This window comes from Brevundimonas sp. SL161, from assembly GCF_049896985.1.
In the GTDB taxonomy this organism is placed as follows: domain Bacteria; phylum Pseudomonadota; class Alphaproteobacteria; order Caulobacterales; family Caulobacteraceae; genus Brevundimonas.
Genome location: NZ_JAFCVJ010000001.1, coordinates 225,561 through 249,445 on the forward strand (window position 1 = coordinate 225,561; position 23,885 = coordinate 249,445).

Genomic DNA, 23,885 nt, shown 5'->3' on the forward strand with positions numbered 1-23,885 from the left:
GGGCTTTGATGACCCAGCTTTATGCCGCCGCCGACCTTATCGCCGACCGGCTGGTCCCGTTTCCGAAAGCCCATTTCCTCGCCGCCGGCGATCTGAACCCGCCGTTCGTGTTGAGCCTGCTGGATCTGGCGGACTCGTTCGTCGACCTGAACCGCCAGTCGACCAAGCAACTCGATCTGCTGCGCGGCCGCACGGTCATGAACCTGTTCTTTGAGAACTCGACCCGGACGAGTTCCTCGTTCGAGATCGCGGCCAAGCGGCTGGGCGCCGACGTCGTGACCATGCCGGTGCAGGCCAGTTCGGTGAAGAAGGGCGAGACCCTGATCGACACGGCGGTCACCCTGAACGCCATGAAGCCCGACATTCTGGTCGTCCGGCACGGCGCGTCGGGCGCGGCGGCCCTGCTGTCGCAGAAGGTCGGCTGCGCGGTGGTCAACGCCGGCGACGGACGACACGAGCATCCGACCCAGGCCCTGCTGGACCTCTTGAGCCTGCGCCGCGCCTTCGGCGACGTGGGCGGGCTGACCGTCGCCATCTGCGGCGACATCGCCCACAGCAGGGTGGCGCGGTCCAATGTCGCCCTGCTGTCGATGATGGGGGCGCGGGTGCGGCTGATCGGGCCGCCGACCCTGGTGCCCGGCGACGCCGACCGCTGGGGCTGCGAGGTCTTCCACGACATGCGAGAGGGTCTGGCCGGCTGCGACGTCGTCATGATGCTGAGGCTGCAGCTGGAGCGGATGGATGGGGCCCTGGTGCCGTCGACGCGCGAGTATTTCCGCTTCTGGGGTCTCGACCGCGAGAAGCTGGCCTGGGCGAACGTCGGCGCTAGGGTCATGCACCCCGGACCGATGAACCGGGGCGTGGAGATTGATTCCGACGTTGCCGACGACCTTACCGTCTCTCTGATCCAGGATCAGGTGGAGATGGGCGTCGCCGCGCGAATGGCGGTCCTGGCCTCGCTGTCGGCCCGTCTGGAGGGCGCGGCATGAGTTCGCAGGCCATCATCAACGCCCGCCTGCTGGACCCGGCGAGCGACTACGACGGCCCCGGCTCGGTGGTCATCGAGGACGGCGTCATCACCCGCGTCGAGCGCGGGTCTATCGCGGTCTCGGCCACGGAAATCCTCGACGCGCGCGGCCTCTGCCTGTCGCCCGGTCTGATCGACATCCGCGTCCGCACCGGCGAGCCGGGCGCCGAGCCCAAGGAGACCCTGAAGTCCGCCAGCCTGTCTGCGGCGGCCGGCGGGGTCACCACGGTGGTCATTCAGCCGGACACCGACCCGGCTGTGGATGATCCGGCCATGGTTGATTTCATCCAGAGGCGCGGCGCGGCCCTGAACCTCGTCAACGTGCGGGCGGCAGGCGCGGCGACCAAGGCCCGCGACGGCAAGCGGATGGCCGAGATCGGCCTGATGCACGAGGCCGGCGCCCTGTATTTCACCGACGGCGACCACGTCATCGCCGACAGCCGCGTGCTGCAGCGGGTCATGGCCTATGCGACGGCGTTCAACGCCCTGATCGCCTGTCGTCCAGCCGATCCGTGGCTGACGGAGGGCTCGGTGGCGACGTCGGGCGAGCTGGCGACCCGTCTGGGCCTGAGCGGCGCGCCCGCCATCGCCGAACGCATCCAGCTGGAGCGGGATCTGGCCCTGGTCGAACAGACGGGCGTGCGGTTCCTTGTGGATCAAATCTCGACCGAGGCGGCGCTGGAGGTGCTGGCGCGGGCGCGGGGCCGGGGGCTTGAGGTCGCGGCCTCGGTCTCGATCAACCACCTGTGCTTCAACGAGATCGACATCGGCGACTACCGCACCTTCTTCCGGCTGGAGCCGCCGCTACGCCCCGAGAGCGACCGTCGCGCCCTGATCGAGGCGGTCCGCGACGGGCTGATCGAGGCCATTACCTCGGCCCACACCCCCGCGCCCGCCGAGGACAAGCGCCGCCCGTTCGCCGAGGCCGCGCCGGGGGCCGTGGGTCTGGAGACACTTCTGCCTGCCGCCCTCAGCCTGCATCACGAGGAGGGGCTCGATATCCTCGACGTGCTGCGGCCGCTGACCCATGGGCCTGCGAGCCTTCTGGGGCTGGACGCGGGGGTACTGGAGGCCGGAGCGCCGGCCGATCTGATCCTGTTCGATCCGGGCGCGCCGGTGATCGTCGACGCCGCCAGTCTGCGATCGAAGTCGAAGAACTCTCCGTTCGACGGGCGCAGGCTGCAGGGCAGGGTGCAGATGACGATCGTCGGCGGGCGGGTGGTGTTCGAGCACTGACGTCCCGGCTGCCGGCAAGAGGTTCGTCAGTTCATCCCGACGAAAAACACCCTGACGAAACGGACGAAACGGACGAAGTCGCCGCTGTTCGCTCTCTCCGCGAACCGTGATTGGGAAGTATAGGGCCTCGGGGGACCAAGGCGCGCAAATCGCGGTGCGGGTCCCGCTGTGACTGACCAGATCGTGATCTGAGCGTCGCGTAGAAAAATTTGCGCGACATGATTGGGCCCCTGCCGCCGATCCAGCCTGCGTGCACCCGGCGAACGCCGGGGTCCAGGTCACAGACCGAGCCAGCTGGGATTTCGCACCGGTCCAGCTGATCTGGGCTGCGGACTTCCATCTGCACCCCGGCCTTCGCCGGGGTGCACGGTGATTGAATTACGGCTTCCGCTCCAACGCATAGAGCGCCTCGGCCATCTCCTCGGCCCTGGTCGCTATCAGGGCCTGGGCGTCGTAAACGGCGCGATTATAGACCGCGTGGCCCAGGGTATTGGCGAAGAAGTCCATCAACATCGACGCCTGCAGGTCGCCGATCTCCAGATCCAGTTCGTCGCGCACGAAGGCCTTGATGCGCGGGATCAGGTCGCGCTGTTCTTCCTTCGAAAACACGATCGGCTTCATCAGGAAATCTCGGCCAGGGTTTCCTCCGCCGTCATCCAGGCGGCTTCGGCGGCGTCGAGGTCGACCTGGGTTTTTGCGCGGGCGCGGGTCAGCCCTTCCAGCGCCTTCGGATTGGACACGGCGGCGTTGGCCAGGTCGTCGTCGATTCGGGAAATCTCCGCCGTCAGGGCGACGACCCGTTCCTCAGCCTTCTTCACCGCATGCCGCAGGGTCGAGGGAGAAGGGCCGCCCTTCTGCTTCTGAGGCCTGGCGTTGGGGGTCGAGGCGACGGCCGCCTCTTCCTTCTTGATCTGGCTGGGCTTCACCGCCGCCTGTTTGGCGCGGTCGAGGACGAATTTCGCATAGTCGTCCATGTCGCCGTCGAAGGGCTTCACCGTGCCGTCGGCAGCCAGCCACAGCCGGTCGGCGACCATCTCCATCAGCGACCGGTCGTGGGTGATCAGGATGACCGCGCCCGTGTAGTCGTTCAGCGCGTCAAGCAGGGCGCGGCGGCTGTCGATGTCCAGGTGGTTGGTCGGTTCGTCGAGGATCAGGACGTGCGGCGCCTCCATGGCGACCATGTTCAGCAGCAGGCGCGCGCGCTCGCCGCCGGACAGGCTGTCGACCGTGGTCTCCTGCTTCTCGTAGTTCAGGCCGAACTGGGCCAGCTTGGACCGCCGCCCGGCCTCGGTGGCTTCCGGCATGGCGCGGCGGATGATCTCCAGCGGCGTGTCGGTCGGGTCCATGGCCTCGATCTGGTGCTGGTGGAACCAGCCCACCCGCATCTTCCTGTCGCGATGCAGTTCGCCCTCGGTGACCTTGAGCGCGCCCGCGATCATCTTGGCGAAGGTCGACTTGCCGGCGCCGTTGACGCCCAGCAGGCCGATGCGGTCGTCGAGGTCCATGCGCAGGTTGAGATTGCGCAGGATCGGCCGGCCGGTCTCGTAGCCGACATTGGCGCGCTCCAGCCGGATCAGCGGCGGCGCCAGGGGACGGGGCGGCGAGGGCAGGGTGAAGGGGGCGACGCGCTCCTCAATCGTGGTCGAGACAGGCTGCATCTTGGCCAGGCGCTTCATGCGGCTCTGGGCTTGCGCGGCCTTCGACGCCTTGGCCTTGAACCGGTCGACGAAGGACTGGAGGTGGGCGCGTTCGGCGTCCTGCTTGGCCTTGGCCGACAGCTGCAGGCGGGCCTTTTCGGCGCGCGCCTGTTCGAACTGGTCGTAGTTGCCGGTGTAAATCTCCAGCTTGCGGTTCGCGAGGTGCAGGATGTGGGTGCAGACCTCGTTCAGCATCTCGCGGTCGTGGGAGATGATCAGGGCCGTCGCCGGATATTTCTTCAGCCGCGCCTCGAGCCACAGGGCGCCTTCCAGGTCGAGGTAGTTGGTCGGTTCGTCGAGCAGCAGCATGTCGGGCTGGGCGAACAGGGCGGCGGCCAGGGCGACGCGCATGCGCCAGCCGCCGGAGAATTCCGACATCGGCCGCTGCTGGTTCTCGTGGTCGAAGCCGAGGCCGGCGAGGATTTCGGCCGCGCGAGAGGGGGCGCCGTCCGCGTCGATCTCGATCAGCCGGGTCCAGATCTCGCCCATCTCCTCGGGCTCGGCGGTTTCGAGACGGCCCAGCAGGTCGTGGCGCTCCGTATCGGCCTCGAGAATGGTTTCGACCACGCTGACGGGCGTCGCCGGGTGCTCCTGATCGACAGAGCCGATCCGGGCGGTCTTGGGCAGGGAGACTTCGTCGCCATTGCCGGCCAGCTCGCCCAGGATGATCTTGAACAGGGTCGACTTGCCGATGCCGTTACGGCCGACCAGCCCGACCTTGGAGCCCGGGGGCAGGCTGACCGAGGCGTCGTCCAGAAACTGGCGACCCCAGGCGTTGAACGTCAGGTTGGTGATCTGGAGCATGGCGAAAGAAAACGTCCGAAAGGCGAAAATCCGCTCCTCAAGCAGCGAGCCGCCGCGCGGGGAACGATAGGAGCCAACATGATGTTGGAAACCGGGGAGGCGGCGTCTATAAGCCCGCGACCTTCAAACTCCCAACAAGAAGTCTATCCATGACCGACCGTACCTTCTCGATCATCAAGCCCGACGCCACGCGCCGCAACCTGACGGGCTCGATCAACGCCGTGATCGAGGGCGCAGGCCTGCGCATCGTGGCCCAGCGCCGCATCAAGCTGACCGAGGCCCAGGCCAAGAAATTCTACGAAGTCCATGCCGAGCGTCCGTTCTACGGCGAACTGGTCGGCCAGATGATCGCCGAGCCCGTCGTCGTCCAGGTGCTGGAAGCCGAAGGCGCCGTCGCAAAATACCGCGACGTCATGGGCGCGACGAACCCGAAGGACGCCGCCGACGGCACGATCCGCAAGCTGTTCGCCCTGTCGATCGGCGAGAACTCGGTCCACGGTTCGGACAGCGAAGAGAACGCCGCGCTCGAGATCGCCCAGTTCTTCACGGACGCCGACATCGTCGGCTAAGCGGCTGATATAAAACGTCGCTCAAGCAGAGAGCGACCGCAAGCCTGTGCTCCGGCCGATCGGAGATCGGACCGGGGGCGAACGATAGCGACACTTAACAAAGAGGCCCGCGTCCGGAACCGGACGCGGGCCTTTCCGTTTGATCTCCACGCTGTCCCCGAAGCGAAACTGGAGATTTGACCATGAAGACGATCCTGAAGATGGCCCCGCTGGTCGGCGCGATGGCCTTGCTGGCCGCCTGCGGAACGACGATGGAACAACGCGCCGCCACCGGCGCCATCGGCGGCGCTGTCGCCGGCCAGGTCATCGGCGGCAACACCGGCTCGACCGTGGCCGGCGCCGCGATCGGCGGCGTGGCCGGCGCTGCGACCACCCCGCGTCGTCCGAACTAGGCAGAACCGTCCCTCAGGCAGCGGGGCTCCGCGAGCCTCGCGTTAGCGAGACCAAAATGAAAGGCCCCGGAGCGATCCGGGGCCTTTTTCGCATTCACCAGATCCGCGCCCGGGCTTCTGGGGCCAGATACTGTTCGTCGCCGGGCTGGACGCCGAAGGCTTGGTACCAGGCGTCGATGTTCCGGGGCGAGACTGCAGCGCGGTACATGCCCGGCGAGTGCGGGTCGGTCGTGACCTGCTGACGCAGGTATTCCTCACGGCTGTTGGTCCGCCAGACCTGGGCCCAGCCGAGGAAGACGCGCTGATCGCCCGTCAGGCCGTTCAGCACCGGCGCCGGCTGGCCGTTCAGCGACATGTGATAGGCGTCCAGCGCCATCAGCAGACCGCCCAGGTCGGCGATGTTCTCGCCCATGGTCAGGTCGCCGTTGACGTTGGCGCCTTCCACCGGCGACAGGGCCGAATACTGGGCCCCCAGGACGGCGGCCCGCTCCTCGAACTTGGCGGCGTCCTCAGCCGTCCACCAGTCGCGCAGCACGCCGTCGCCGTCGGTCTTGCGGCCCTGGTCGTCGAAGCCGTGGGTGATCTCGTGACCGATGACGGCGCCGATGCCGCCGTAGTTGACCGCCGGATCGGCGCGCGGATCGAAGAAGGGCGCTTGCAGGATGGCGGCCGGGAAGACGATCTCGTTGCGCGGAGGGTTGTAGTAGGCGTTCACCGTCTGGGGCGTCATCCCCCATTCCAGCGGGTTCACCGGGCGATCCAGCTTGGAGAGGTTGAACGCCCATTCGAAGGCCGCCGAGCGCTCGACATTGCCGTAGAGGTCGCCGGCCACGAGGTTCAGCCCGTCATAGGAGCGCCACTCGTCCGGATAGCCGATCTTCACCCCGAACCGGCTCATCTTGTAGAGCGCCTGTTCCTTGGTCTCCGGGCTCATCCAGTCGAGGTTCTGGATGCGGATGGTCATGGCGGCGCGCAGGTTGGCGACCAGGTCCTCCATCTGGGCCTTGGACTCGGCCGGGAAGTGGCGGGCGACGTATTCGCGCCCCAGGGATTCACCGAGCGAGCCCTCGACCAGGGTCACGCCGCGCTTCCAGCGGGGCTGGATTTCCTGCTGACCGCTCAGGGTCTTGCCGAAGAATTCGAAGCGGGCGTCGACGAAGGGCTGCGACAGATAGGGGGCGGCCTGATCGATGACGTGGAAGGCTTCCCACGACTGCAGGGTCGAGATCGGGGTCTCGGCGAACACCCGCGCCATTCCCGGGAAGGCGGTGTTGTTGGCAGCGATCAGGGTGCGATTCGTTCCAACGCCGGCGGCTGCGGCCCAGCCGGCCCAGTCGAAGCCGGGGGCCGCGGCGGTCAGTTCGGTTACCGTCATCGGGTTGTAGATCTTGTCGATCTGGCGGTTCTGGACGGCCGTCCAGTGCTCCTGGGCGATGGCGGTCTCGAAGGCCAGGATGGCGTCGGCGGCTGCGGCGGGCTCGGCCCAGCCGGCCAGGCTCAGGGCCTGTTCGACATAGACGCGATAGGCGGCCTTCTGGGTCGCGAAACGGTCTTCCAGATAGTAGTCGCGGTCGGGCATGCCGATGCCGCCCTGGACCACATAGGCCGAGGTGCGGTCGGGGGTCCGCAGATCCTCGAAGGTCTGGACGCCGAACAGGCTGGAGCCGAATCCGTACTGGGTGCGGCCCATCAGGACGGCCAGTTTTTCACGGGTGTCGGCGGCGAGGACCTCCGCCAGGTCCGACTGCAGCGGCGAGGCGCCGAGGGCGTTGACGGCAGCCTCGTCGAGGAAGGCGGAATACAGGGCGCCGATGCGGGTCGCATCGGCGCTGGCGCCGGGGTTAGCGGCGCTCTCGTCGATGATGGCGCGCAGATCGGCGTCCGAGCGGTCCCGGAGCACGGTGAACATGCCGTAGGACGGCTTGTCGGCGGGGATCGGGGTGTTGGCCAGCCAGTTGCCGCTGACGTAGCGGTTGAAGTCGTCGCCGGGCTTCACCGACGTATCCATGCCGTTCAGGTCCACGCCGAAGGCGCCGATCTCGGCCTGGTCCTCGGACGGAATCTCGACCGGCAGGGGCGTGGTTTGGGCCAGGGCGGGCGAGGCCAGCAGGAGGGCGGCGCCGGCGGCGCACGCCATGAGGCGAATTCTGGACATTAGGATACCCCGATGGAATTTCGCGGCAGACTGACTCCGTCACGTCGGCCTGTCGCGGGCAAAGCGCGATGATTACAAACTTCTAATCCGGGCCCGGCAGAAGTCGTCCATCGCGCGGGCATAGAGGATATGCTCGGCCTGCAGGACGCGCTGGGCCAGGGTCGCGGACGTGTCATCGTCGACGATGGGCACGGCCTGCCGGGCGATGATCGGGCCTTCGTCCACGCCCTCGGTGACCAGATGGACGGTGCAGCCGGCCTCGGCGTCACCGGCGGCCAGGGCGCGGGCATGGGTGTCCTGCCCCGGATATTTCGGCAGCAGACTGGGGTGGATGTTCAGCATCCGGCCTTCCCAACGGTGCACGAGGAAGGGCGTCAGCAACCGCATGTATCCGGCCAGGGCGACGACATCGGTCCCCGCAGCCATCAGTTCTGCCTCAATCGCAGCCTCGTGGGCGGCGCGGTCCTTGTCGAACGGCCTGTGGTCGATCGCGGCGGTGGGCACGCCCTTGGCGCGTGCGACGGACAGGCCGCCCGCCTCGGGGTCATTGGACAGGACGAGAACCACCTTGAACGACGCATCTGCCGCCTGACCCGCATCGATCAGGGCGGCCATGTTCGACCCGGCCCCGGAGATCATCACGGCCACACGTACGCGGCCCGACGGCTGGTTCATCGGGTGGCGGGCGCCGGCGGATCGCCCACGGAGACGAAGGCGCCGGCGGGGCCGGGATAGACGACCGGGCTCTCGAACCCGTCGTCGGACAGGGCCGAGACGCCAAAGAAATAGTCGTCGATCGGCACCCCGGTCAGGACCAGCGACGTCGCCGTTCCGGCCGAACGGTTGAACGTCCACTGCGGCGCCGTCGTCGAACGCCACCAGACGCGATAACCGGCCGCGCCCGGTACGGCTGACCAGCGCAGGGTGGTGTCGGGCTTGACCGCACCCTCGATGGTCACGTCGGCCGGGACCATGGGCGCAGAGGCCAGGGCGGCCATGGTGGCGATGTTGAGCCGGGCGACCTGGGCCAGATAGTCGAAGTCCACGCCCTCGATCGTGTCGCCGTACTCGACGCCGTTCTCGGTGCGCAGGTCCTGATGCTGGCGGTCGTAGTTTTCGGAGCCCTCGGAGATGCGGACGGCGGGGACGCCGGCGCGCAGCATCTCCACCTGATCGCCGCCCCGGCCGAAACGGTCGGTGCGATAGATCATGTCGACGTCGAAATTGGTCAGGTAGCGGTCAGCGATTCCGTCGACGTAGCGGGCGAGATTGCGCGAGGAGCTATCGACCTCCCCACCGTTGTAGCGACGGCGTTCGGCCTGCAACGCCGTCTCGACAGTCTTGGTGCCCTCGGAAAACACGCGCACCCGGGTCGTGTCGCGGATGCCCGATTGGCCTTCGGAGTTGCCGACGATGTCGTTGTTCAGATTGGCCTCGACGACCCAGCCCTGTGCCTTGGCATAGTCGGCCAGGATCTTGCCGCCCAGCAGACCCTGCTCCTCGCCCGACAGGACGGCGTAGACCAGTGTGGCGTCGAACGAGTGTTTCGACAGGACGCGGGCGGCTTCCAGCACCGCGGACACGCCCGAGGCGTCGTCGTTGGCGCCCGGTGCGTCGGCGGTGAAGTTCATGACGTCGGTCACGCGGCTGTCGATGTGGCCGGAGATGATGATGACGCGGTTCGGGTCGCCGGTTCCGCGCTGGATGGCCACGACGTTGACGACTTCGGTCGGCGTCGGAACGCGGGGACCGGTGACCGTGTCGGCGGGCAGGGCGATCTCGAGGCAGCCGCCACATTCCATGCTGATGGTCCGGAAGTGGCTCTCGGCCCAGCGGCGGGCGGCGCCGATGCCCCGCGTGTCCGAATCGGTCTGTGACATCGTGTGGCGGGTGCCGAACCCGACGAGGGCCGTGATGTCGGCGTGCATCCGGTCGGCCTCGACCTGGGACACGATGGTGTGGAGCAGCGGCTGTTCGACCGCCGCCGGCGTCTGGGCGTGAGCGACGGCGGGCAGGGCCAGCAGGGCGGCGAGGGCGATCAGACGCATGGACGACTCCGTTTTCAGCGGCAACCTAACCATATCCCTCTCCCGGCGGGAGAGGGCTTGAGCGTCCAGGAGCGAATCGATTGGAAACGCGAAAGGGTGAGGGGTTGGCGATAACCGGTGAGGGCGCGGCCCTCACCCTTTCGGCCAAGTCTCATCGCTAACGCTCTGCGGGCCTCAAGCCCTCTCCCACCGGGAGAGGGAAGTTAGACCAGTTGCCCGCAGACGAACGCCGCTTCACCCGCCTCCAGCAGCCCGGCCAGCACATCCTCGGCGTTCTCCGGCGCGACGATCAGGATGAAGCCTATGCCGCAGTTGAAGGTGCGGCGCATCTCGTGGTCGCTGATGCCGCCGGTCTCGGCCAGCCACTGGAACACCGCCGGCATCGGCCAGGCGTTCCAGTCGAACGAGGCGGTCAGGCCCTCGGCGATGCAGCGGGGCGGGTTCTCGATCAGTCCCCCGCCGGTGATATGGGCCGCGCCCTTGATCAGGCCCGCCTTCATCAGCGGCAGGACCGGCTTCACATAGATTCGGGTCGGCTCCATCAAGGCCTGGGCCAGCGAACGATCTTTTGCGAACGGCGCGTCGTCGCCCCAGGCCAGGCCCGAGCGGTCCACGACCTTGCGGATCAGCGAATAACCATTGGAGTGTGGGCCCGACGACGCCAGGCCGATGATCAGGTCGCCGGTGTTCTGCAGATCCAGCCGGGGCAGGGCGTGACCACGCTCCACGGCGCCCAGCGAGAAGCCGGCCAGGTCGTAGTCGCCGCCCGAATACATGCCCGGCATCTCGGCTGTTTCACCGCCGACCAGGGCGGTGCCGGCCTGACGGCAACCCTCGGCGATGCCCGAAACCACGCGGCGAGCCGCGTCGATTTCGAGCTTACCAGTCGCGTAATAGTCGAGGAACAGCAGCGGTTCGGCGCCCTGGGCCAGCAGATCGTTGACGCACATGGCGACCAGATCAACGCCGACGCCGTCATGACGGCCCGTCTCGATGGCGATTTTCAGCTTGGTGCCGACGCCGTCGGTTGTGGCGACGATCAACGGGTCGACGAACCCGGCCGCCTTCAGGTCGAACAGGGCTCCAAATCCGCCCAGCGAGGGCTCCGAACCGGGGCGGGCTGTGGATTTGGCCAAGGGCTTGATATGCTCGACCAGCATGTCGCCGGCGTCGATATCGACCCCTGCATCGGCGTAGGTCAGGCCGTTCGGCAATGGGTCTTTATTGTCGCTCATCGCTCACGGGCCTGGAATCGGTGCGGAAATATGGTCGCGGCTCTTGCCACGACCGCGTCGCGGGGGGCTATAGCATTTCAATGACGCCGATCACCACTAATGACGCGCTGGTTCAGTTCTGCGCGGCCGTCGCCCACGCTCCGTTCATCGCGGTCGATACCGAGTTCATGCGGGAAACGACCTACTGGCCCAAGCTGTGCCTGATCCAGGCCGCCACGCCGGAGCATGAGGCCATCATCGATCCGCTGGCCGAGGGCCTGGACCTGGGGCCGTTCCTGGACATCCTGCGCGATCCGAAGATCGTGAAGGTCTTCCACGCCGCGAGGCAGGACACGGAAATCTTCGTCAAGCTGGGCGCCATGCCCAGGCCGATGTTCGACACCCAGGTCGCCGCGATGGCGGCCGGGTTCGGCGATCAGGTCGCTTATGACGGGCTGGTCCGCCAGATGCTGCGCATCGACCTCGACAAGGGCAGCCGGTTTACCGACTGGTCGCGTCGGCCCCTTTCCGACGCCCAGCTGACCTATGCGATCGGCGACGTGACCCACCTGGCGGCCCTGTATCCCAAGCTTCGGGATCGGCTGGAGAAGGACGGCCGGCTCGACTGGGTGACCTCGGAGATGGAGGATCTGGTCGATCCGGCCCTCTACGACACCGATCCGGAGAAGGCCTGGAAGCGGCTGAAACCCAAGAAGTACAACGCGAAGTACCTCGCGGCCTTCAAGGCCACGGCGGTGTGGCGCGAGAAGGCGGCGCAGGATCGCGACCAGCCGCGCGGCCGTATCCTCAAGGACGAGGCGATCGACGAGATCGCGACCCAGGCCCCGATGGACGTCGAGGCCTTCAACCGCCTGCGCTCCGTGCCCAAGGGCTTCGGCGGCTCGCGCCTGGGCCTCGAACTGACGGAAGAGCTGAAGCGGGTCATGGCCGATCCGGAGGCCCATGCGCCCAAGCTGGACCGCCCGGCCCACAACCAGCCGGCGCCGCCCTCGGTCGTCGAACTGCTCAAGGTGCTGCTGAAGGCCAAGAGCGACAATGCCGGCGTCGCGTCCAAGCTGATCGCCAACGTCGCCGACCTCGAGCGGATCGCCATCGACGACAATGCCGGGGTCGACGCCCTGACCGGCTGGCGGCGTCAGCTGTTCGGCGAGGATGCGCTGAAACTCAAGCGCGGCGAGATCGCCCTGGTCCTCAATGGCGCCCGGGTCGAGGTCGTCGAGATCGAATAGGCCGCCCGTTCAGATCTCCAGCTTCAGCCCCATGGCCTCGGCCAGGGCCTTGGCGCGGCGACGGGTCTGTTCGCCCAGCAGCACGTCGGCATAGCCGGGCGACGCGGTCAGCTTCAGCGCGCCGTTCTTCACGGTCACCGAGGCGTTGGCCAGTAATTGGGGCGAGCGGCCCGACAGGTCGCAGCCCAGCCGCATGGCCAGGCCCAGGGCCCGGGCGCTGACCCGCGCGTCATCGCTGAGAAGGCGGGTGACGGCAGCCGGCGCGGGCGTCGAAGCCCCGCCGCCGTAGCGACCGTTCAGGGCGCAGGCGAGCCACACGCGCTCGGGGTGGGTCTGGCCCGGGATCGGCGCGCGCAGCACCTGATCGAACACCAGTTCCAGCCGGTGATCGGGATGCAGCCGGGCCCCGAGGTCAGCGAGGCGGCAGGCCGCGGCGGCCAGGACGGCGTCGCGTTCGCGGTCGAAGGCCACGGGCAAGGCGGCGATGACATCGGCGAGCCAGGCGTTAAGGGCGGCCGGCATGGCCGGCGAAATGCCTTGGCGCGCGCCCAGGGCGGCGGCTCCGGCGATCAGCGGATCGGCGGGGGCCTCGTCCTGATCGAGCGTCTCGTAGAGCAGGCCTTCGCGCAGACCCCAGGCGGAGAAGGTGAGGGTCTTCAGTCCCAGGGTATCGATCAGTCCCTCCAGCACCAGGGCGGCGTAGGGCAGGGTCTCGGCGCGGCGTTTTGAGACGCCCGGAAGGCGGTCGAGCGAGGCCTTCGATTGTTGAGCCACCAGTCGGGCCACCCCGCGCGCGTCTTCGGCGCTCATCGCGTACTGGTGGACGATGCGGAGCGGATAGCCGCTCATCTCCATGTGCAACTGGGCCAGAGAGCGCCAGCCGCCGCCCACGGCATGGAGTTCGTCGGCGGCGAATCGTTTCGCCGCCGGTCTCAGCCGTTCCGCGATCGTGGCGCGCAGTCGCCCGGCGTCGAACCCTTTCGGATCGGCCAGGCTGAATGGCCCGAGCGGCAGAGTGATGCCTGACGACGCGGTCCCGTCGCCGACCTTGATAAGCTCCAGGCTGGACCCGCCCATGTCGGCGGCGACGCCTGTCGAGCGCGGCTCTCCGGCGAGGACGCCCAGGGCGGCGTATTTCGCCTCCTCCTCGCCGGTCAGGACACGGACGCGCAGGCCCGTCGTGGCGGCGACGCGGTCGCAGAACTCCGGGCCGTCTGCGGCCTCGCGCACGGCGGCGGTGGCGGCGACGAAGGTGTAGGCGGGACGCACCCCCTCCAGCACGGCCGCGAACCGGCGCAGCGTCGTCATCGCCAACTCGACGCCCGCCGGCGACAGTTTGCCGGTCTCCGGCAGGTCGCGGCCGAGGCCGGCCTGGACCTTTTCGTTGAACACGGTCCAGATGGCGCGGCCTTCCAGCCGATACAGCACCATGCGGACGGAGTTCGAGCCGATGTCGATCACCGCCGCCTCGCGCGGCGTCGCATAGAGTGCGTTCACTGACCGGGCCGATCGTAGCGCAGCGCTTCCGGCCGGGTCTTCACCTTTCGGCCCCGGCCCGAGAGGCTGGGGTTGGTCATGAAGTATTTGTGGGCCGAGAAGGGCCGAGCCGGATCGGCCGGCGTGACCCTGGTGTAGCCGCCGTCGGCGCCCAGAACCCAGCTCTGGGCGTCGTCCTTCAGGTTGGCGACCATGATCTGGTCCAGCACCTGGTCGTGGACCGTGGCGTTGAACACTGGCGTCATGATCTCGACGCGCCGGTCGAGATTGCGGGTCATCCAGTCGGCCGAGGAAATGAACAGCTTTGCCTTGTCGTGCGGCAGGTCCTTGCCGTTGGCGAAACAGATGATGCGGCTGTGTTCCAGGAACCGCCCGACGATCGACTTGACTCGGATGTTCTCGGACAGCCCCGGTACGCCGGGACGCAGGCAGCAGATGCCGCGCACGACCAGTTCGATCCGCACGCCCCACTGGCTGGCGCGGTACAGAGCATCGATGATCTCGGGATCGACCAGGGCGTTGAGCTTGACCCAGATGGCCGCCGGCTTGCCCTTGGCCGCCGCCGACATCTCCTTGCCGATCAGCTCGATCAGGGTCGATTTCATGTTGAGGGGCGAGACGACCAGCGCTTCCAGATCCTCGGGCTGGGCATAGCCGGTGATGTAGTTGAACACCCGCGACGCATCGCGGGCCAGCACGGGATCGGAGGAGAACAAACTGAGGTCGGTGTAAATCTTGGCCGTGATCGGGTGATAGTTGCCGGTGCCGAAGTGACAGTAGGTCTTCAGCGCATCGCCCTCGCGCCGCACGACGACACTGAGCTTGGCGTGGGTCTTGTATTCGACGAAGCCGAAGACGACGTGGACTCCGGCCCGCTCCATGGCGCGGGCCCAGCGCAGGTTGGCCTCCTCGTCGAACCGGGCCTTGATCTCGACCAGGGCCACGACGTTCTTGCCGTTCTCGGCCGCCTCGATCAGGGCTGCTACGATCGGGCTGTCCTTGGAGGTGCGATAGAGCGTCTGCTTGATGGCGATGACGTTGGGGTCGCGCGCCGCCTGACGCAGGAACTGCACCACCACATCGAAGCTCTCGAACGGGTGGTGGATGAGGATGTCCTTCTCGCGTACCGCGGCGAAAACGTCGCCGCCCTGGTCGCGAACCCGTTCCGGATAGCGGGGCTCATAGCCTGGGAACTTCAGGTCCGGGTGGCCGGAGGGGATCAGTTCGCCCATCTGCGCCAGGCCCAGCATGCCGTCGACCAGAACGACATCCTGGGGCGCGGCCTCCAGTTCGCCGATGATAAAATCGCGTAGATCGGCCGGCATCGACGCCTCGATCTTTACCCTCACGACGGACCCCAGACGACGCTGCTTCAGCGCCTCCTCGAACTCCAGCACCAGATCCTCGGCCTCCTCCTCGATCTCGATGTCCGAGTCGCGGATCAGGCGCAGCACGCCTTTCTCGAGCACCTCGTGGCCCGGAAACAGGTGCTCAATGAACAGCAGCAAGACGTTTTCGAGCGAGATGAACCGCCTGCGCCCCTTCACCGACCGCCCGTCGCCGGTCAGTTCCCAGAAGCGCCGCACCTGGGTCGGCACGGGCACCAGCGCATAGAGCGTCTTGTTGTCCCGGTTACGGCGCAGCTTCAGCGCCAGGGAAAAGCCGAGGTTGGGCAGGAAGGGGAAGGGGTGCGCCGGGTCTATGGCCAGCGGCGTCAGCACGGCGAACAGCTGGTTCAGGAATTCGGGCTCAAGCCGTTCCTTGTCCGTCTTGGTGATCTTGCCTGGCTGAACAACCTCGATCCCGGCCCCGGTCAGTTCCTTGCGCAGTTGGCGCCAGCGTTCCTGCTGTTCGTCCATCAGCTCGCCGGCGGCGACGTTGACCTTTTCCAGCTGTTCGGCGGCCGTCAGGCCATCGGCGGACAGCACCCGCACCCGTTCGCGCACCTGACCCTTCAGACCGGCGACGCGGGTCATGAAGAACTCGTCGAGGTTATTGGCCGAGATCGACAGGAACCGCAGCCGTTCCAGCAGCGGGTGGCTGGGGTTCGCGGCTTCTTCCAGAACCCGCGCGTTGAAGGCCAGCCAGCTGATCTCGCGATTGAAGAACCGTGTGGGCGAGGCCATCAGGGCCTCGTCCAGGTGCAGCTGGGGCGCTCGGGAAGAGGGGACTTCCTCGCCCCGGGTGGCGTCGGCAATGGCGGCGTCGGACATGGGCCGGTTGTGGGGCGCGATTGTTACGGCTGCAACCCTTCCCATAACTCTCCGTCATCCTCGCCCCCACCCTCGGTCCCGCTCGGATCTCCGCTACGCTTCGTCCAAGGATGACGGAGACGAGAGTTCCAGCACCTGCCGCGCCAATGTCCGCGTGACCGGCCTGTGCTCCGCATCCAGCCGGTCGACCACGTCGGCGACGGCGGCTGCCGACCGGTCGATGCGTCTGACCAGGTAGTCGATCACGCCTTCACCCGGCGTGATGCTGTGTTCGGCGAAACGGGCGGTCAGGATGGCTGACAGGACGTTGTCGTCCGGCGCCTCCATCGCCACCACCCGCACGGCATCGAGCCGCGACCGCAGATCCGGCACCGCCACATCCCAGCGTCGCGGCGATGGCCGCGAGACCATCAACAGGGCGCCGCCGTCGTGCTGGGCGAGGTTGATCAGGTGGAACAGGGTCTCGTCGTCGGCGTCCTGGGCGATGTCGAGCAGGACAGGGCGGCCCTCCAGCTCGAGCGGATCGGCCAGCGCCGCCTCGGCCCCGTTCAGAGGGATGGCGCCGACCCGTTCAGCCCAGCGGGCGGCCAGATGGCTCTTGCCGCATCCGGCGGGACCGCAGATGGCCATGACCTGACCCGCGCTGTCCGGCCAGGCAGCGAGCGCATCGACAGCAAAGGCGTTGGACGCCGAGCGCACAAAGGCCATCGCGCCATGCGACGCCTCCCGGGTCAGGGGCAGTCTGAGCTGTTCGCGAAGGGGACGGCGCACCGACATGGCTTCACCATAGCAGATCGCCCGGATTGTCCTGATACGGGATTGTCTTGCGACGTGGACAGACGATCCGGCCCTGTGGACCGCTGCGACCGCTTCTGACGTCAAACATAAAAAGTCATTCGACGCTCTGGAAGGCGCCTCTTCCCGGCGGGCGGGCATCGAGGCCTCTCGTCCGCGCCTTGGCGGTCTGCGGGTATAGACTACGGGGCTGGCTCGGACGTCGGCCGCGAACGTGTAGACTCCGTCGACTCTATCGACTCCGTTTTTGGAGTCGCGCAGGGCCCGAAACCGGCGTCCGACCTTGACTTTCGGGGGCGCGGATGCGCCTTACGCCGCTTCCAATTCCCGCCGTTTCGCGGCCGATTCAGACGATTTCCCCCCGATGTCCGACATGCACGCCTATCGCTCCCACACCTGCGGCGCCCTCCGGTCTTCGGACGCGGGCTCCAATGTGCGTCTGTCCGGCTGGGTGCATCGCAAGCGCGACCACGGCGGTCTGCTGTTCATCGACCTGCGCGACCACTACGGCCTGACCCAGCTGGTCTTCCACCCCGAGACCCCGGGCTTTGAAGCCGTTGAGCGCGTGCGTGCCGAAAGCGTGATCCGCGTGGACGGTGAAGTGGTCGCCCGTGACGCCTCGGTGGTGAACCCGAACCTGCCGACCGGCGAGATCGAGCTGCGCGTCACGGGCGTCGAGATCCTGTCCGAGGCCGCCGAACTGCCGCTGCCGGTCTTCGGCGAGCCGGAATACCCCGAGGAAATCCGCCTCAAGCACCGCTATCTCGACCTTCGCCGCGAGACCCTGCACAAGAACATCGTGCTCCGCAGCCGCGTGATCTCCTCGATCCGCCAGCGCATGGTCGGTCAGGGCTTCCTCGAATATCAGACCCCGATCCTGACGGCCTCCAGCCCCGAAGGCGCGCGCGATTTCCTCGTGCCGTCGCGTCTTCACCCGGGCAAGTTCTATGCGCTCCCGCAGGCCCCGCAGCAGTTTAAGCAGTTGCTGATGGTCTCGGGCTTCGACCGCTATTTCCAGATCGCCCCCTGCTTCCGCGACGAGGACCTGCGCGCCGACCGTTCGCTGGAATTCTACCAGCTCGACGTCGAGATGAGCTTCGTCACGCAAGAGGATGTTTTTGCAGCGATCGAACCCGTCATGCACGGCGTGTTCGAGGAGTTCGCCGACGGCAAGCCGGTCTCGCCGATCAGCGCGTCGCACACCTTCACCAACGACTTCGGCCAGACGCTGGAGCACGCCGGCTTCGAGCGCCTGACCTACGAACAGTCGATGAAGTGGTACGGCACGGACAAGCCGGACACCCGCAACCCGATCAAGATGCAGGACGTCTCCGAGCATTTCCGCGACGGCGGCTTCGGCCTGTTCAACAAGATCCTCGGCGCCGACCCCAAGAACGCCGTCTGGGCCATCCCGGCCCCGACCGGCGGCTCGCGCGCCTTCTGCGACCGCATGAACTCCTGGGCCCAGGGCGAAGGGCAGCCCGGCCTCGGCTACATCTTCTGGTCGGATGACAACAACGCCTGGGGCGGCCCGATCGCCAAGAACCTCGGCGAGGCCACCGGCGCGTTGATGGCTGCGCTGGGTCTCGGCAAGGGCGACGCCGCCTTCTTCGCCGCCGGTCTGCCGTCGGTCTTCGCCAAATTCGCCGGTCTGGCCCGCACCCGCGTCGCCACCGAGCTGAAGCTGGTCGACGAGGCGCAGTTCAAGTTCTGCTGGATCGTCGACTTCCCGATGTTCGAATGGTCCGAGGAAGAGAAGAAGGTCGACTTCTCGCACAACCCCTTCTCGATGCCGCAGGGCGGGCTGGAGGCTCTCGAAACCCAGGACCCGCTGACCATCCGCGCCTATCAGTATGATATCGTCTGCAACGGCTATGAGCTGTGCTCGGGCGCGATCCGGAACCACAAGGCCGAGATCATGCTCAAGGCCTTCGAAATCGCCGGCTACGATGCCTCGGTGGTCGAGGAGCAGTTCGGCGGCATGCTGAACGCCTTCCGTTACGGCGCGCCCCCGCACGGGGGCTTGGCGCCCGGCATCGACCGCATCGTCATGCTGCTCGCCAACCAGGTCGCCATCCGTGAGGTCATCGCCTTCCCGCTCAACCAGCAGGGGCAGGATCTGCTGATGAGCGCCCCGGCCGAGGCGCAGGACCGTCAGTACAAGGAACTGCACATCCGCCAGAGCCTGCCGCTGAAGTAGGGCTTCCGCCCACAGAGCGGCGGCTTCGACGGCCGCCGCGATCAGTGGTCGGCGCTGGCGAAGTTGCGGCGCGGCGAGGGCGCCGCCGGAGGCGCGGGCGGGAACGGCGGCGCAGGCGTCCGGATCATGACCCGGGAGCCGCAGCTCCGGACGCTGAGACCGTTCGGCAGGCGGGTCGAGGAGTCGCCGCAGGCCTGCGCGATCTGGGCCTGGGTCAGGCCCCGGGCGCTCGACAGGTCGGCGCCCCGGATGTCGGCGCGGCGCATCGAGGCGTCGGTGAAACGGGCCCGGCCGAAGGTCCCCTGGGACAGGCGGGCTCCGTCCAGCTGGGCGTTGCTGAAGTTGGCGGCGCTGAAGTCGCCGTTGGCCATGTTAGCGGCGTTCAGCTCTGCGTTGGCGAAGGAGGCTCCACGTGCACTGACGTTGGCCAGGGTGGTGCCGAACAGCTCGGCGTTGGACAGATTGGTCCCTGACAGCACCGCGCCGTTCATGTTCGCGCCCATGAGTTCGGCGCCCGACAGGTTGGCCCGGCTGAGATCAGCGCGGCTGAAGACGGCGCCCTGGGCCTCCGCTCCGCTGATATTGGCGTTGATGAAGACCGCGCCGCCGAAGTTCGATCCCTGAATCTGCACACCGGTCATGTTTGCGTCGGTGAAGTCGCTGTTCGAGAAGTTTGAGCCGACCAGTTCGGCGCCACGCAGATCCGCTCCGACCAGGGTCGCGCTGATGAAGCTGGCGCCGGTGAAGGTCGCGCCGGCCAGGTTGCGGCCCGACAGTTCGCAGCGGTGGCAGGCCCCCCCCAGTGAGATCATCCGGGTTACGTCGCGGTCCTGGAACGGCAGGCTCACTTCGGCCGCGGCCGGTGCCGCGAGCGCCGAGAGGCCGGCGAAGAGCGCCAGGGCCGACAAGGCGGTGGAAAAACGGCGGGAGAAGACCAAGGCTTGATTCACGCCCTCTAGATGATCCCTGATCACGCGAAACCCTACTTAAATCGCGGTAAGGATAGAGGTCTTCAGCAGGCGGGAATGCGCAGGCTTCCGGGCAGGGAGGTCGCGGCGTCGCCGCAGGCCCGGTTCAGCTGGCTCTGGATCAGGCCCGTGGCGCGCGCCAGCTGGGCGCCGGAGAAGTTGGTCCCTGTCAGGGTCGCGCCCGAAAAGCTTGCCCCCTCCAGGTAGGCGCCGACGAAGCTGGCGTTGGTCAGATCGGCGCGGTTGAAGTTCGAACTGGAGAAGACGCCGCCATAGGCCTCTACATCGCGCAGATCGGCGCTGGAGAACCGGGTGCGGTTCATCACCGCCAGGCTCAGGTCCGCCTGGCGCAGCCGGGAGCCGCTGAGGTTCAGGCCGCGCGCCTCCAGCCCCGAGAAGTCGCCCTGGAACAGATTGCAGCCGGAACAGCTGGCGCCGCCGCGCACACGAGCGATCTGGCCAGCGTTCTGGGCAAGGGCCGGGGCGGCGATAAGGGTCAGGGCGGCGGCGAGGATCAGGCGTTTCACGGCGGTCGTGCTCCGAAGCCGGCGAACCGGCGGCAGTCGTCGCCCTTTGGTTAGCGCACAGGTGCTTACGATCTGTTGAACCGAGCTCGGTCGGGAGCAGCCACGCGGGCGAGCATGGCGCGATAGGCGTCGGAGAGCGGTTCGGATCTGCCCTCCAGGGCGCGGACATAGGTCAACGAGACCTCGGTCAGGATCTGGCCGTCACGCCGGATATCGACGCGAAGCTCATAGCTGGAGCGACCGATACGGGGCAGGGAGACCTCCATGTCCAGAAGGTCGTCGAACCGGGCCGAACTGCGAAAGCTGGCCCGCGCATCGACGACATAGCTCTGGGCCATGTCGGGATGGTCGTCGGTCATCACCCCGGCGGCGCGGAAGAATTCGGTCGCGGCGACGTCGGCATAGGCGAAATAGTTGGGATTGAAGACGACGCCCTGGGCATCGACCTCGCCCCAGCGGACGCGGAGCGGGCAACTGAACCCGGACATTTGCGCCTATCCACGCATCTGGGGCGCGATCCCGCAGGTGTCGCAGATCCAGGCCGCCCCACGCTGTTGCAGGGTGAAGTCGCCGCAGGCGGGGCAGGCATCGGCCTCGCTGTGGTCGCCGCTGACGAAGGGCGCCTCGGTGCGGCGGCCGAAGGGCAGGACGACCAGATTGTCAGGCGTGGCGCCCCGCGCGAAGCCCTTGGAGATGAAACGGGCCGCCGGGACCAGTTCGTCAGCCTTGCCAGAGCCCAAACCGTCGGCGTCCAGGGGCTCGGCGTCGGCGTTGGCCAGCTCGTGCCGATCCAGGTAGCTGACGCCCAGTTCGCGGAAGATGTAGTCGAGGATCGAGGTCGCCGAGCCGATCGAATCGTTGCCGGTAACCCGCCCGGCCGGCTCGAACCGCGTCAGGACGAAGGCGTCGACGAACTCGTCCAGCGGCACGCCGTATTGCAGCCCGATCGAGACCGCTATGGCGAAATTGTTCATCAGGCTGCGGAAGGCGGCGCCTTCCTTGTGCATGTCGATGAAGATCTCGCCGAGCTCGCCGTCCTCGTATTCGCCGGTGTGGATATAGACCTTGTGGCCCCCGACAGCGGCCTTCTGGATATAGCCCTTGCGGCGGTCGGGGAGTTTGCGGCGAGTGCGGACGCGCTCGATGACCCTTTCGACCACCCGCTCGGTCTTGGCGGGACGGGGCGAGGGAGCGGGTTCCGGCGCGCGCCGGGCCGGTTCGACATCCGGCAGCAGAAGCAGGGGCTGGTTCGCTGCCTGACGGCGGGACAGACGAATCGCGCGGCGGCCCTCGGATGCGGCCTGGGTCAGCATCGCCATGGCGGCGCCGATGCCCGCCCGGCTGGGCAGCTCCACCGATGTCATGTCCCCGACGTCGCTTGACGGCTCCGCCGCGCGGATGAGGGCGGCGGCCGCGCCATCGAGGTCAGCGAGAACGGTCTTCAGCCGCATGGGCGTGCTGGGCCAGGCGGACAGGTCCTGATGCCCGAACACATGCTCCGTCGCCGCCGCGATTTCATCGGGGGACGCCAGCTGGGCCAGCAGTCCGCCTTGAATCAGGGTCTCCTGATCGATGCCCAGGACGTCGCGGATGAAGCCGGCTTCCAGCGTCGGCGGTCTAAAGGCGTCTTCGAGCCGCTCGACATGGGTCAGAGCCGTCTCGACGGCTTCCAGCTCCAATTCTGTGAACCCTTTCGCCGAGAGTTCGGCATGGCCGAGGGCCGGCGAGTCCCCCAACGTCCGACGGCCCAGTAGCCAGCGCTCGGCGCCCTCCACGTCGCCGCCTTGGGCCGCGATGGCGACGGCCAGCGTCGGATGCAGGCGGCGAACGATCTCGCCGTCGCGGGTCTGGAAGACTTCGACGCCGGACAGGGGGGCGACGCCCAGCCGCAGATCCCGCTCCGCGTCCGACGCCAGGGTGGCGATAAGGCACTGGCGGCGACCGGACGCGCTTGCGGCCGCGTGGGCCTGGGCGGTACGCAGGGCCGCGGCGCGCCCCAGATCGCTCGTCAGGTCGGCGAGGCGCGCCTCGCGCGCCGCAAGTGCGGCCAGGATGGCCTCGGCGGCGACGGGCCAGTCGGCGGCGGGGCGCAGGGTCTCGGCCAGTTCGCTGGAGGCCAGGGAGGCTGACGCCGCCAGCAGGCTGGAGGCGGCCACGAACTCGGTCTCGTTGATCGCTCCGGCGGCCCGGGAGGCCAGCCAGTCGAGCCCGCCCACCAGCGTCAGGACCACGGGACGCACGGCGTGACGCCGTCGGGCCAGACGCCCGTCCGGAGCGAAGCCGCAGGCGACCTCGATCTCCAGCGCCGTCGTCCACAGCCGGGCGAGGGCGTCCAGTGCTGCGATCATGTCTGGCAGGGCAGCGGCCACGGCGGGCAGGGCGATGGCGCAGCCCGGAGCGATGGCGAGATCCGCAGCGGCCTCGGCGTCGCGCACGGAGAAGGCCACGACGAGGTCATCGGCGAGGCAGCCGTCGGCGGCGGCGCGCAGCGGGGCATCCATCGGTGAGTCGGGATCGGATACCGCGACGACCCGCGTCTGTTTCAACGGCTCGGGCTCTGGCGCGGAGAACATCCGTCCGGCGATGGCGTCCAGGATGGCCGTGTCGTCGGCGCCGGCCCGGCGGGCGGCGAGGGCGGCGCGGCCCAGGACCGGGTTGGCGGCGGGGTCGGAGCATACCGACGCCGGGCCGTCGCAACGCCTGACCGCGTCGGTCACGGCCCGCAGGGTACGGGTGACACCGGACAGGGCGTGGGCGGTGACGCGCGCGGTGCGCCGCCGCGCCGTGTCGCTTTCAAATCGCGCGCGCACCCCCGCGTCGCCGAGATCGAAGACGGTCGCGTTGCGCGTCGGACCGGGCTGATCCTCGGCTGCAGGGGGAGTCCGCGCGCCCTCAGCCAGGACTGAGGACGGCGCGGCCAGCCCCAGAATGACGCTGGCGACCAGTTCCGAAGCGAAGGTGTCGGCAGCGATCGCGGACGGGAATATGCCGGTGGAGCGGCCCCAGGCGGCGAGGCGGGCGGCCCAGCGATCCAGTGCGCCGTCCAGGACGGGCGGTCCGGCGGCCGCGGTGCGGGTCGGCGCCCCCTCGAGGCGGGGCCAGTCATCGGGCGACTGGTCGTACCAGTCCAGCCACGACTCGACCCTGGCGTCGCTCCAGCCGGCGGGGGCCAGCACCCTGATAACCCGGTCGGCGCGCTCGATCTCGCGCGCTTCGCACACGACGGAGGCGGACAGGTCGGTCAGGAAGGGGGTGAAACGCATTCGCAGGCCCGGACTGGATCGGTTCGCCAG

At 67.8% G+C, this 23,885-nt stretch carries 19 protein-coding genes; 6 read left to right on the forward strand and 13 right to left on the reverse strand.

Translation table 11 applies throughout. From position 1 onward, the window contains the following. The first annotated feature begins 8 nt into the window (after positions 1–8). Entirely contained in the window at positions 9–989 is a 981-nt protein-coding gene (locus tag ACP7AU_RS01110; RefSeq protein ID WP_426035344.1) for an aspartate carbamoyltransferase catalytic subunit, read from the forward strand. Next, positions 986–2,263 (forward strand): dihydroorotase, encoded by a 1,278-nt coding sequence (pyrC, locus tag ACP7AU_RS01115; protein WP_426050247.1) that lies wholly within the window; start codon positions 986–988, stop codon positions 2,261–2,263. The genes ACP7AU_RS01110 and pyrC overlap by 4 nt, the downstream gene beginning before the upstream one ends. Positions 2,264–2,641: 378 nt before the next feature. Here pyrC and ACP7AU_RS01120 read toward each other — a convergent pair whose 3' ends face one another. Both ACP7AU_RS01120 and ACP7AU_RS01125 read right to left on the reverse strand, forming a co-directional pair. Beyond that, positions 2,642–2,884: a DUF2164 domain-containing protein gene (locus ACP7AU_RS01120; protein WP_426050248.1), complete on the reverse strand. Its 243-nt coding sequence runs from the start codon at positions 2,882–2,884 to the stop codon at positions 2,642–2,644. Then, entirely contained in the window at positions 2,884–4,764 is a 1,881-nt protein-coding gene (locus tag ACP7AU_RS01125) for an ABC-F family ATP-binding cassette domain-containing protein (RefSeq protein WP_426035350.1), read from the reverse strand. Before ACP7AU_RS01125 ends, ACP7AU_RS01120 begins: the two co-directional genes overlap by 1 nt. 149 nt (positions 4,765–4,913) lie before the next feature. Here ACP7AU_RS01125 and ndk point away from each other — a divergent pair, with 149 nt between their 5' ends. Both ndk and ACP7AU_RS01135 read left to right on the forward strand, forming a co-directional pair. After that, entirely contained in the window at positions 4,914–5,333 is a 420-nt protein-coding gene (gene ndk, locus ACP7AU_RS01130; RefSeq protein ID WP_425987315.1) for a nucleoside-diphosphate kinase, read from the forward strand. Between the two features lie 182 nt (positions 5,334–5,515). Continuing rightward, a complete protein-coding gene (locus tag ACP7AU_RS01135; RefSeq protein ID WP_426035352.1) occupies positions 5,516–5,725 on the forward strand; it encodes a hypothetical protein in 210 nt (69 codons plus the stop codon). 94 nt (positions 5,726–5,819) lie between these two features. Here the strand turns inward: ACP7AU_RS01135 and ACP7AU_RS01140 are convergent, their stop codons facing one another. From ACP7AU_RS01140 to purM, 4 genes are all read right to left on the reverse strand, one after another. Then, the gene (locus ACP7AU_RS01140) at positions 5,820–7,862 is read right to left on the reverse strand and encodes a M13 family metallopeptidase (protein ID WP_426050249.1); all 2,043 of its coding nucleotides are present in this window, start codon (positions 7,860–7,862) and stop codon (positions 5,820–5,822) included. Between the two features lie 90 nt (positions 7,863–7,952). Then, positions 7,953–8,555, reverse strand: a complete 603-nt coding sequence (gene purN, locus ACP7AU_RS01145; protein WP_426050250.1) for a phosphoribosylglycinamide formyltransferase — start codon at positions 8,553–8,555, stop codon at positions 7,953–7,955. Next, a complete protein-coding gene (locus ACP7AU_RS01150) occupies positions 8,552–9,928 on the reverse strand; it encodes a M28 family metallopeptidase (RefSeq protein WP_426050251.1) in 1,377 nt (458 codons plus the stop codon). Before ACP7AU_RS01150 ends, purN begins: the two co-directional genes overlap by 4 nt. 203 nt (positions 9,929–10,131) lie before the next feature. Further along, on the reverse strand, positions 10,132–11,163 hold the full coding sequence (gene purM / locus ACP7AU_RS01155) for a phosphoribosylformylglycinamidine cyclo-ligase (RefSeq protein WP_426050252.1): 1,032 nt from the start codon (positions 11,161–11,163) through the stop codon (positions 10,132–10,134). Between the two features lie 80 nt (positions 11,164–11,243). Here purM and rnd point away from each other — a divergent pair, with 80 nt between their 5' ends. After that, positions 11,244–12,392, forward strand: a complete 1,149-nt coding sequence (rnd, locus tag ACP7AU_RS01160) for a ribonuclease D (RefSeq protein WP_426035362.1) — start codon at positions 11,244–11,246, stop codon at positions 12,390–12,392. Between the two features lie 9 nt (positions 12,393–12,401). Here the strand turns inward: rnd and ACP7AU_RS01165 are convergent, their stop codons facing one another. From ACP7AU_RS01165 to ACP7AU_RS01175, 3 genes are all read right to left on the reverse strand, one after another. After that, positions 12,402–13,823 (reverse strand): Ppx/GppA family phosphatase, encoded by a 1,422-nt coding sequence (locus ACP7AU_RS01165; RefSeq protein WP_426036055.1) that lies wholly within the window; start codon positions 13,821–13,823, stop codon positions 12,402–12,404. Positions 13,824–13,885: 62 nt separating this feature from the next. Then, the gene (locus tag ACP7AU_RS01170) at positions 13,886–16,102 is read right to left on the reverse strand and encodes an RNA degradosome polyphosphate kinase (protein WP_426035364.1); all 2,217 of its coding nucleotides are present in this window, start codon (positions 16,100–16,102) and stop codon (positions 13,886–13,888) included. A gap of 93 nt (positions 16,103–16,195) precedes the next feature. Beyond that, entirely contained in the window at positions 16,196–16,879 is a 684-nt protein-coding gene (locus tag ACP7AU_RS01175; protein WP_426035366.1) for a chromosomal replication initiator DnaA, read from the reverse strand. 382 nt (positions 16,880–17,261) lie between these two features. On the opposite strand from ACP7AU_RS01175, the gene aspS reads away from it, so the two are divergent. After that, complete coding sequence (gene aspS / locus ACP7AU_RS01180) at positions 17,262–19,097, forward strand: aspartate--tRNA ligase (protein WP_426050253.1); 1,836 nt, start codon at positions 17,262–17,264, stop codon at positions 19,095–19,097. A 41-nt stretch (positions 19,098–19,138) separates the two neighbouring features. Here aspS and ACP7AU_RS01185 read toward each other — a convergent pair whose 3' ends face one another. From ACP7AU_RS01185 to ACP7AU_RS01200, 4 genes are all read right to left on the reverse strand, one after another. Continuing rightward, positions 19,139–20,047 (reverse strand): pentapeptide repeat-containing protein, encoded by a 909-nt coding sequence (locus tag ACP7AU_RS01185; RefSeq protein WP_426050254.1) that lies wholly within the window; start codon positions 20,045–20,047, stop codon positions 19,139–19,141. Positions 20,048–20,109: 62 nt separating this feature from the next. After that, positions 20,110–20,592: a pentapeptide repeat-containing protein gene (locus tag ACP7AU_RS01190; RefSeq protein WP_426050255.1), complete on the reverse strand. Its 483-nt coding sequence runs from the start codon at positions 20,590–20,592 to the stop codon at positions 20,110–20,112. Positions 20,593–20,657: 65 nt separating this feature from the next. Beyond that, on the reverse strand, positions 20,658–21,080 hold the full coding sequence (locus ACP7AU_RS01195; protein WP_426050256.1) for an acyl-CoA thioesterase: 423 nt from the start codon (positions 21,078–21,080) through the stop codon (positions 20,658–20,660). A gap of 6 nt (positions 21,081–21,086) precedes the next feature. After that, positions 21,087–23,855 (reverse strand): TSCPD domain-containing protein, encoded by a 2,769-nt coding sequence (locus tag ACP7AU_RS01200; protein WP_426050257.1) that lies wholly within the window; start codon positions 23,853–23,855, stop codon positions 21,087–21,089. Between the last annotated feature and the right edge of the window lie 30 nt (positions 23,856–23,885).

Coding starts and splice junctions, on each gene's coding strand:
- ACP7AU_RS01110 (WP_426035344.1), top strand. CDS start 9: ATGACCCAGCTTTATGCCGCCGCCGACCTTATCGCCGACCGGCTGGTC.
- pyrC (WP_426050247.1), top strand. CDS start 986: ATGAGTTCGCAGGCCATCATCAACGCCCGCCTGCTGGACCCGGCGAGC.
- ACP7AU_RS01120 (WP_426050248.1), bottom strand. CDS start 2,884: ATGAAGCCGATCGTGTTTTCGAAGGAAGAACAGCGCGACCTGATCCCG.
- ACP7AU_RS01125 (WP_426035350.1), bottom strand. CDS start 4,764: ATGCTCCAGATCACCAACCTGACGTTCAACGCCTGGGGTCGCCAGTTT.
- ndk (WP_425987315.1), top strand. CDS start 4,914: ATGACCGACCGTACCTTCTCGATCATCAAGCCCGACGCCACGCGCCGC.
- ACP7AU_RS01135 (WP_426035352.1), top strand. CDS start 5,516: ATGAAGACGATCCTGAAGATGGCCCCGCTGGTCGGCGCGATGGCCTTG.
- ACP7AU_RS01140 (WP_426050249.1), bottom strand. CDS start 7,862: ATGGCGTGCGCCGCCGGCGCCGCCCTCCTGCTGGCCTCGCCCGCCCTG.
- purN (WP_426050250.1), bottom strand. CDS start 8,555: ATGAACCAGCCGTCGGGCCGCGTACGTGTGGCCGTGATGATCTCCGGG.
- ACP7AU_RS01150 (WP_426050251.1), bottom strand. CDS start 9,928: ATGCGTCTGATCGCCCTCGCCGCCCTGCTGGCCCTGCCCGCCGTCGCT.
- purM (WP_426050252.1), bottom strand. CDS start 11,163: ATGAGCGACAATAAAGACCCATTGCCGAACGGCCTGACCTACGCCGAT.
- rnd (WP_426035362.1), top strand. CDS start 11,244: ATGACGCCGATCACCACTAATGACGCGCTGGTTCAGTTCTGCGCGGCC.
- ACP7AU_RS01165 (WP_426036055.1), bottom strand. CDS start 13,823: ATGGTGCTGTATCGGCTGGAAGGCCGCGCCATCTGGACCGTGTTCAAC.
- ACP7AU_RS01170 (WP_426035364.1), bottom strand. CDS start 16,102: ATGTCCGACGCCGCCATTGCCGACGCCACCCGGGGCGAGGAAGTCCCC.
- ACP7AU_RS01175 (WP_426035366.1), bottom strand. CDS start 16,879: ATGTCGGTGCGCCGTCCCCTTCGCGAACAGCTCAGACTGCCCCTGACC.
- aspS (WP_426050253.1), top strand. CDS start 17,262: ATGTCCGACATGCACGCCTATCGCTCCCACACCTGCGGCGCCCTCCGG.
- ACP7AU_RS01195 (WP_426050256.1), bottom strand. CDS start 21,080: ATGTCCGGGTTCAGTTGCCCGCTCCGCGTCCGCTGGGGCGAGGTCGAT.
- ACP7AU_RS01200 (WP_426050257.1), bottom strand. CDS start 23,855: ATGCGTTTCACCCCCTTCCTGACCGACCTGTCCGCCTCCGTCGTGTGC.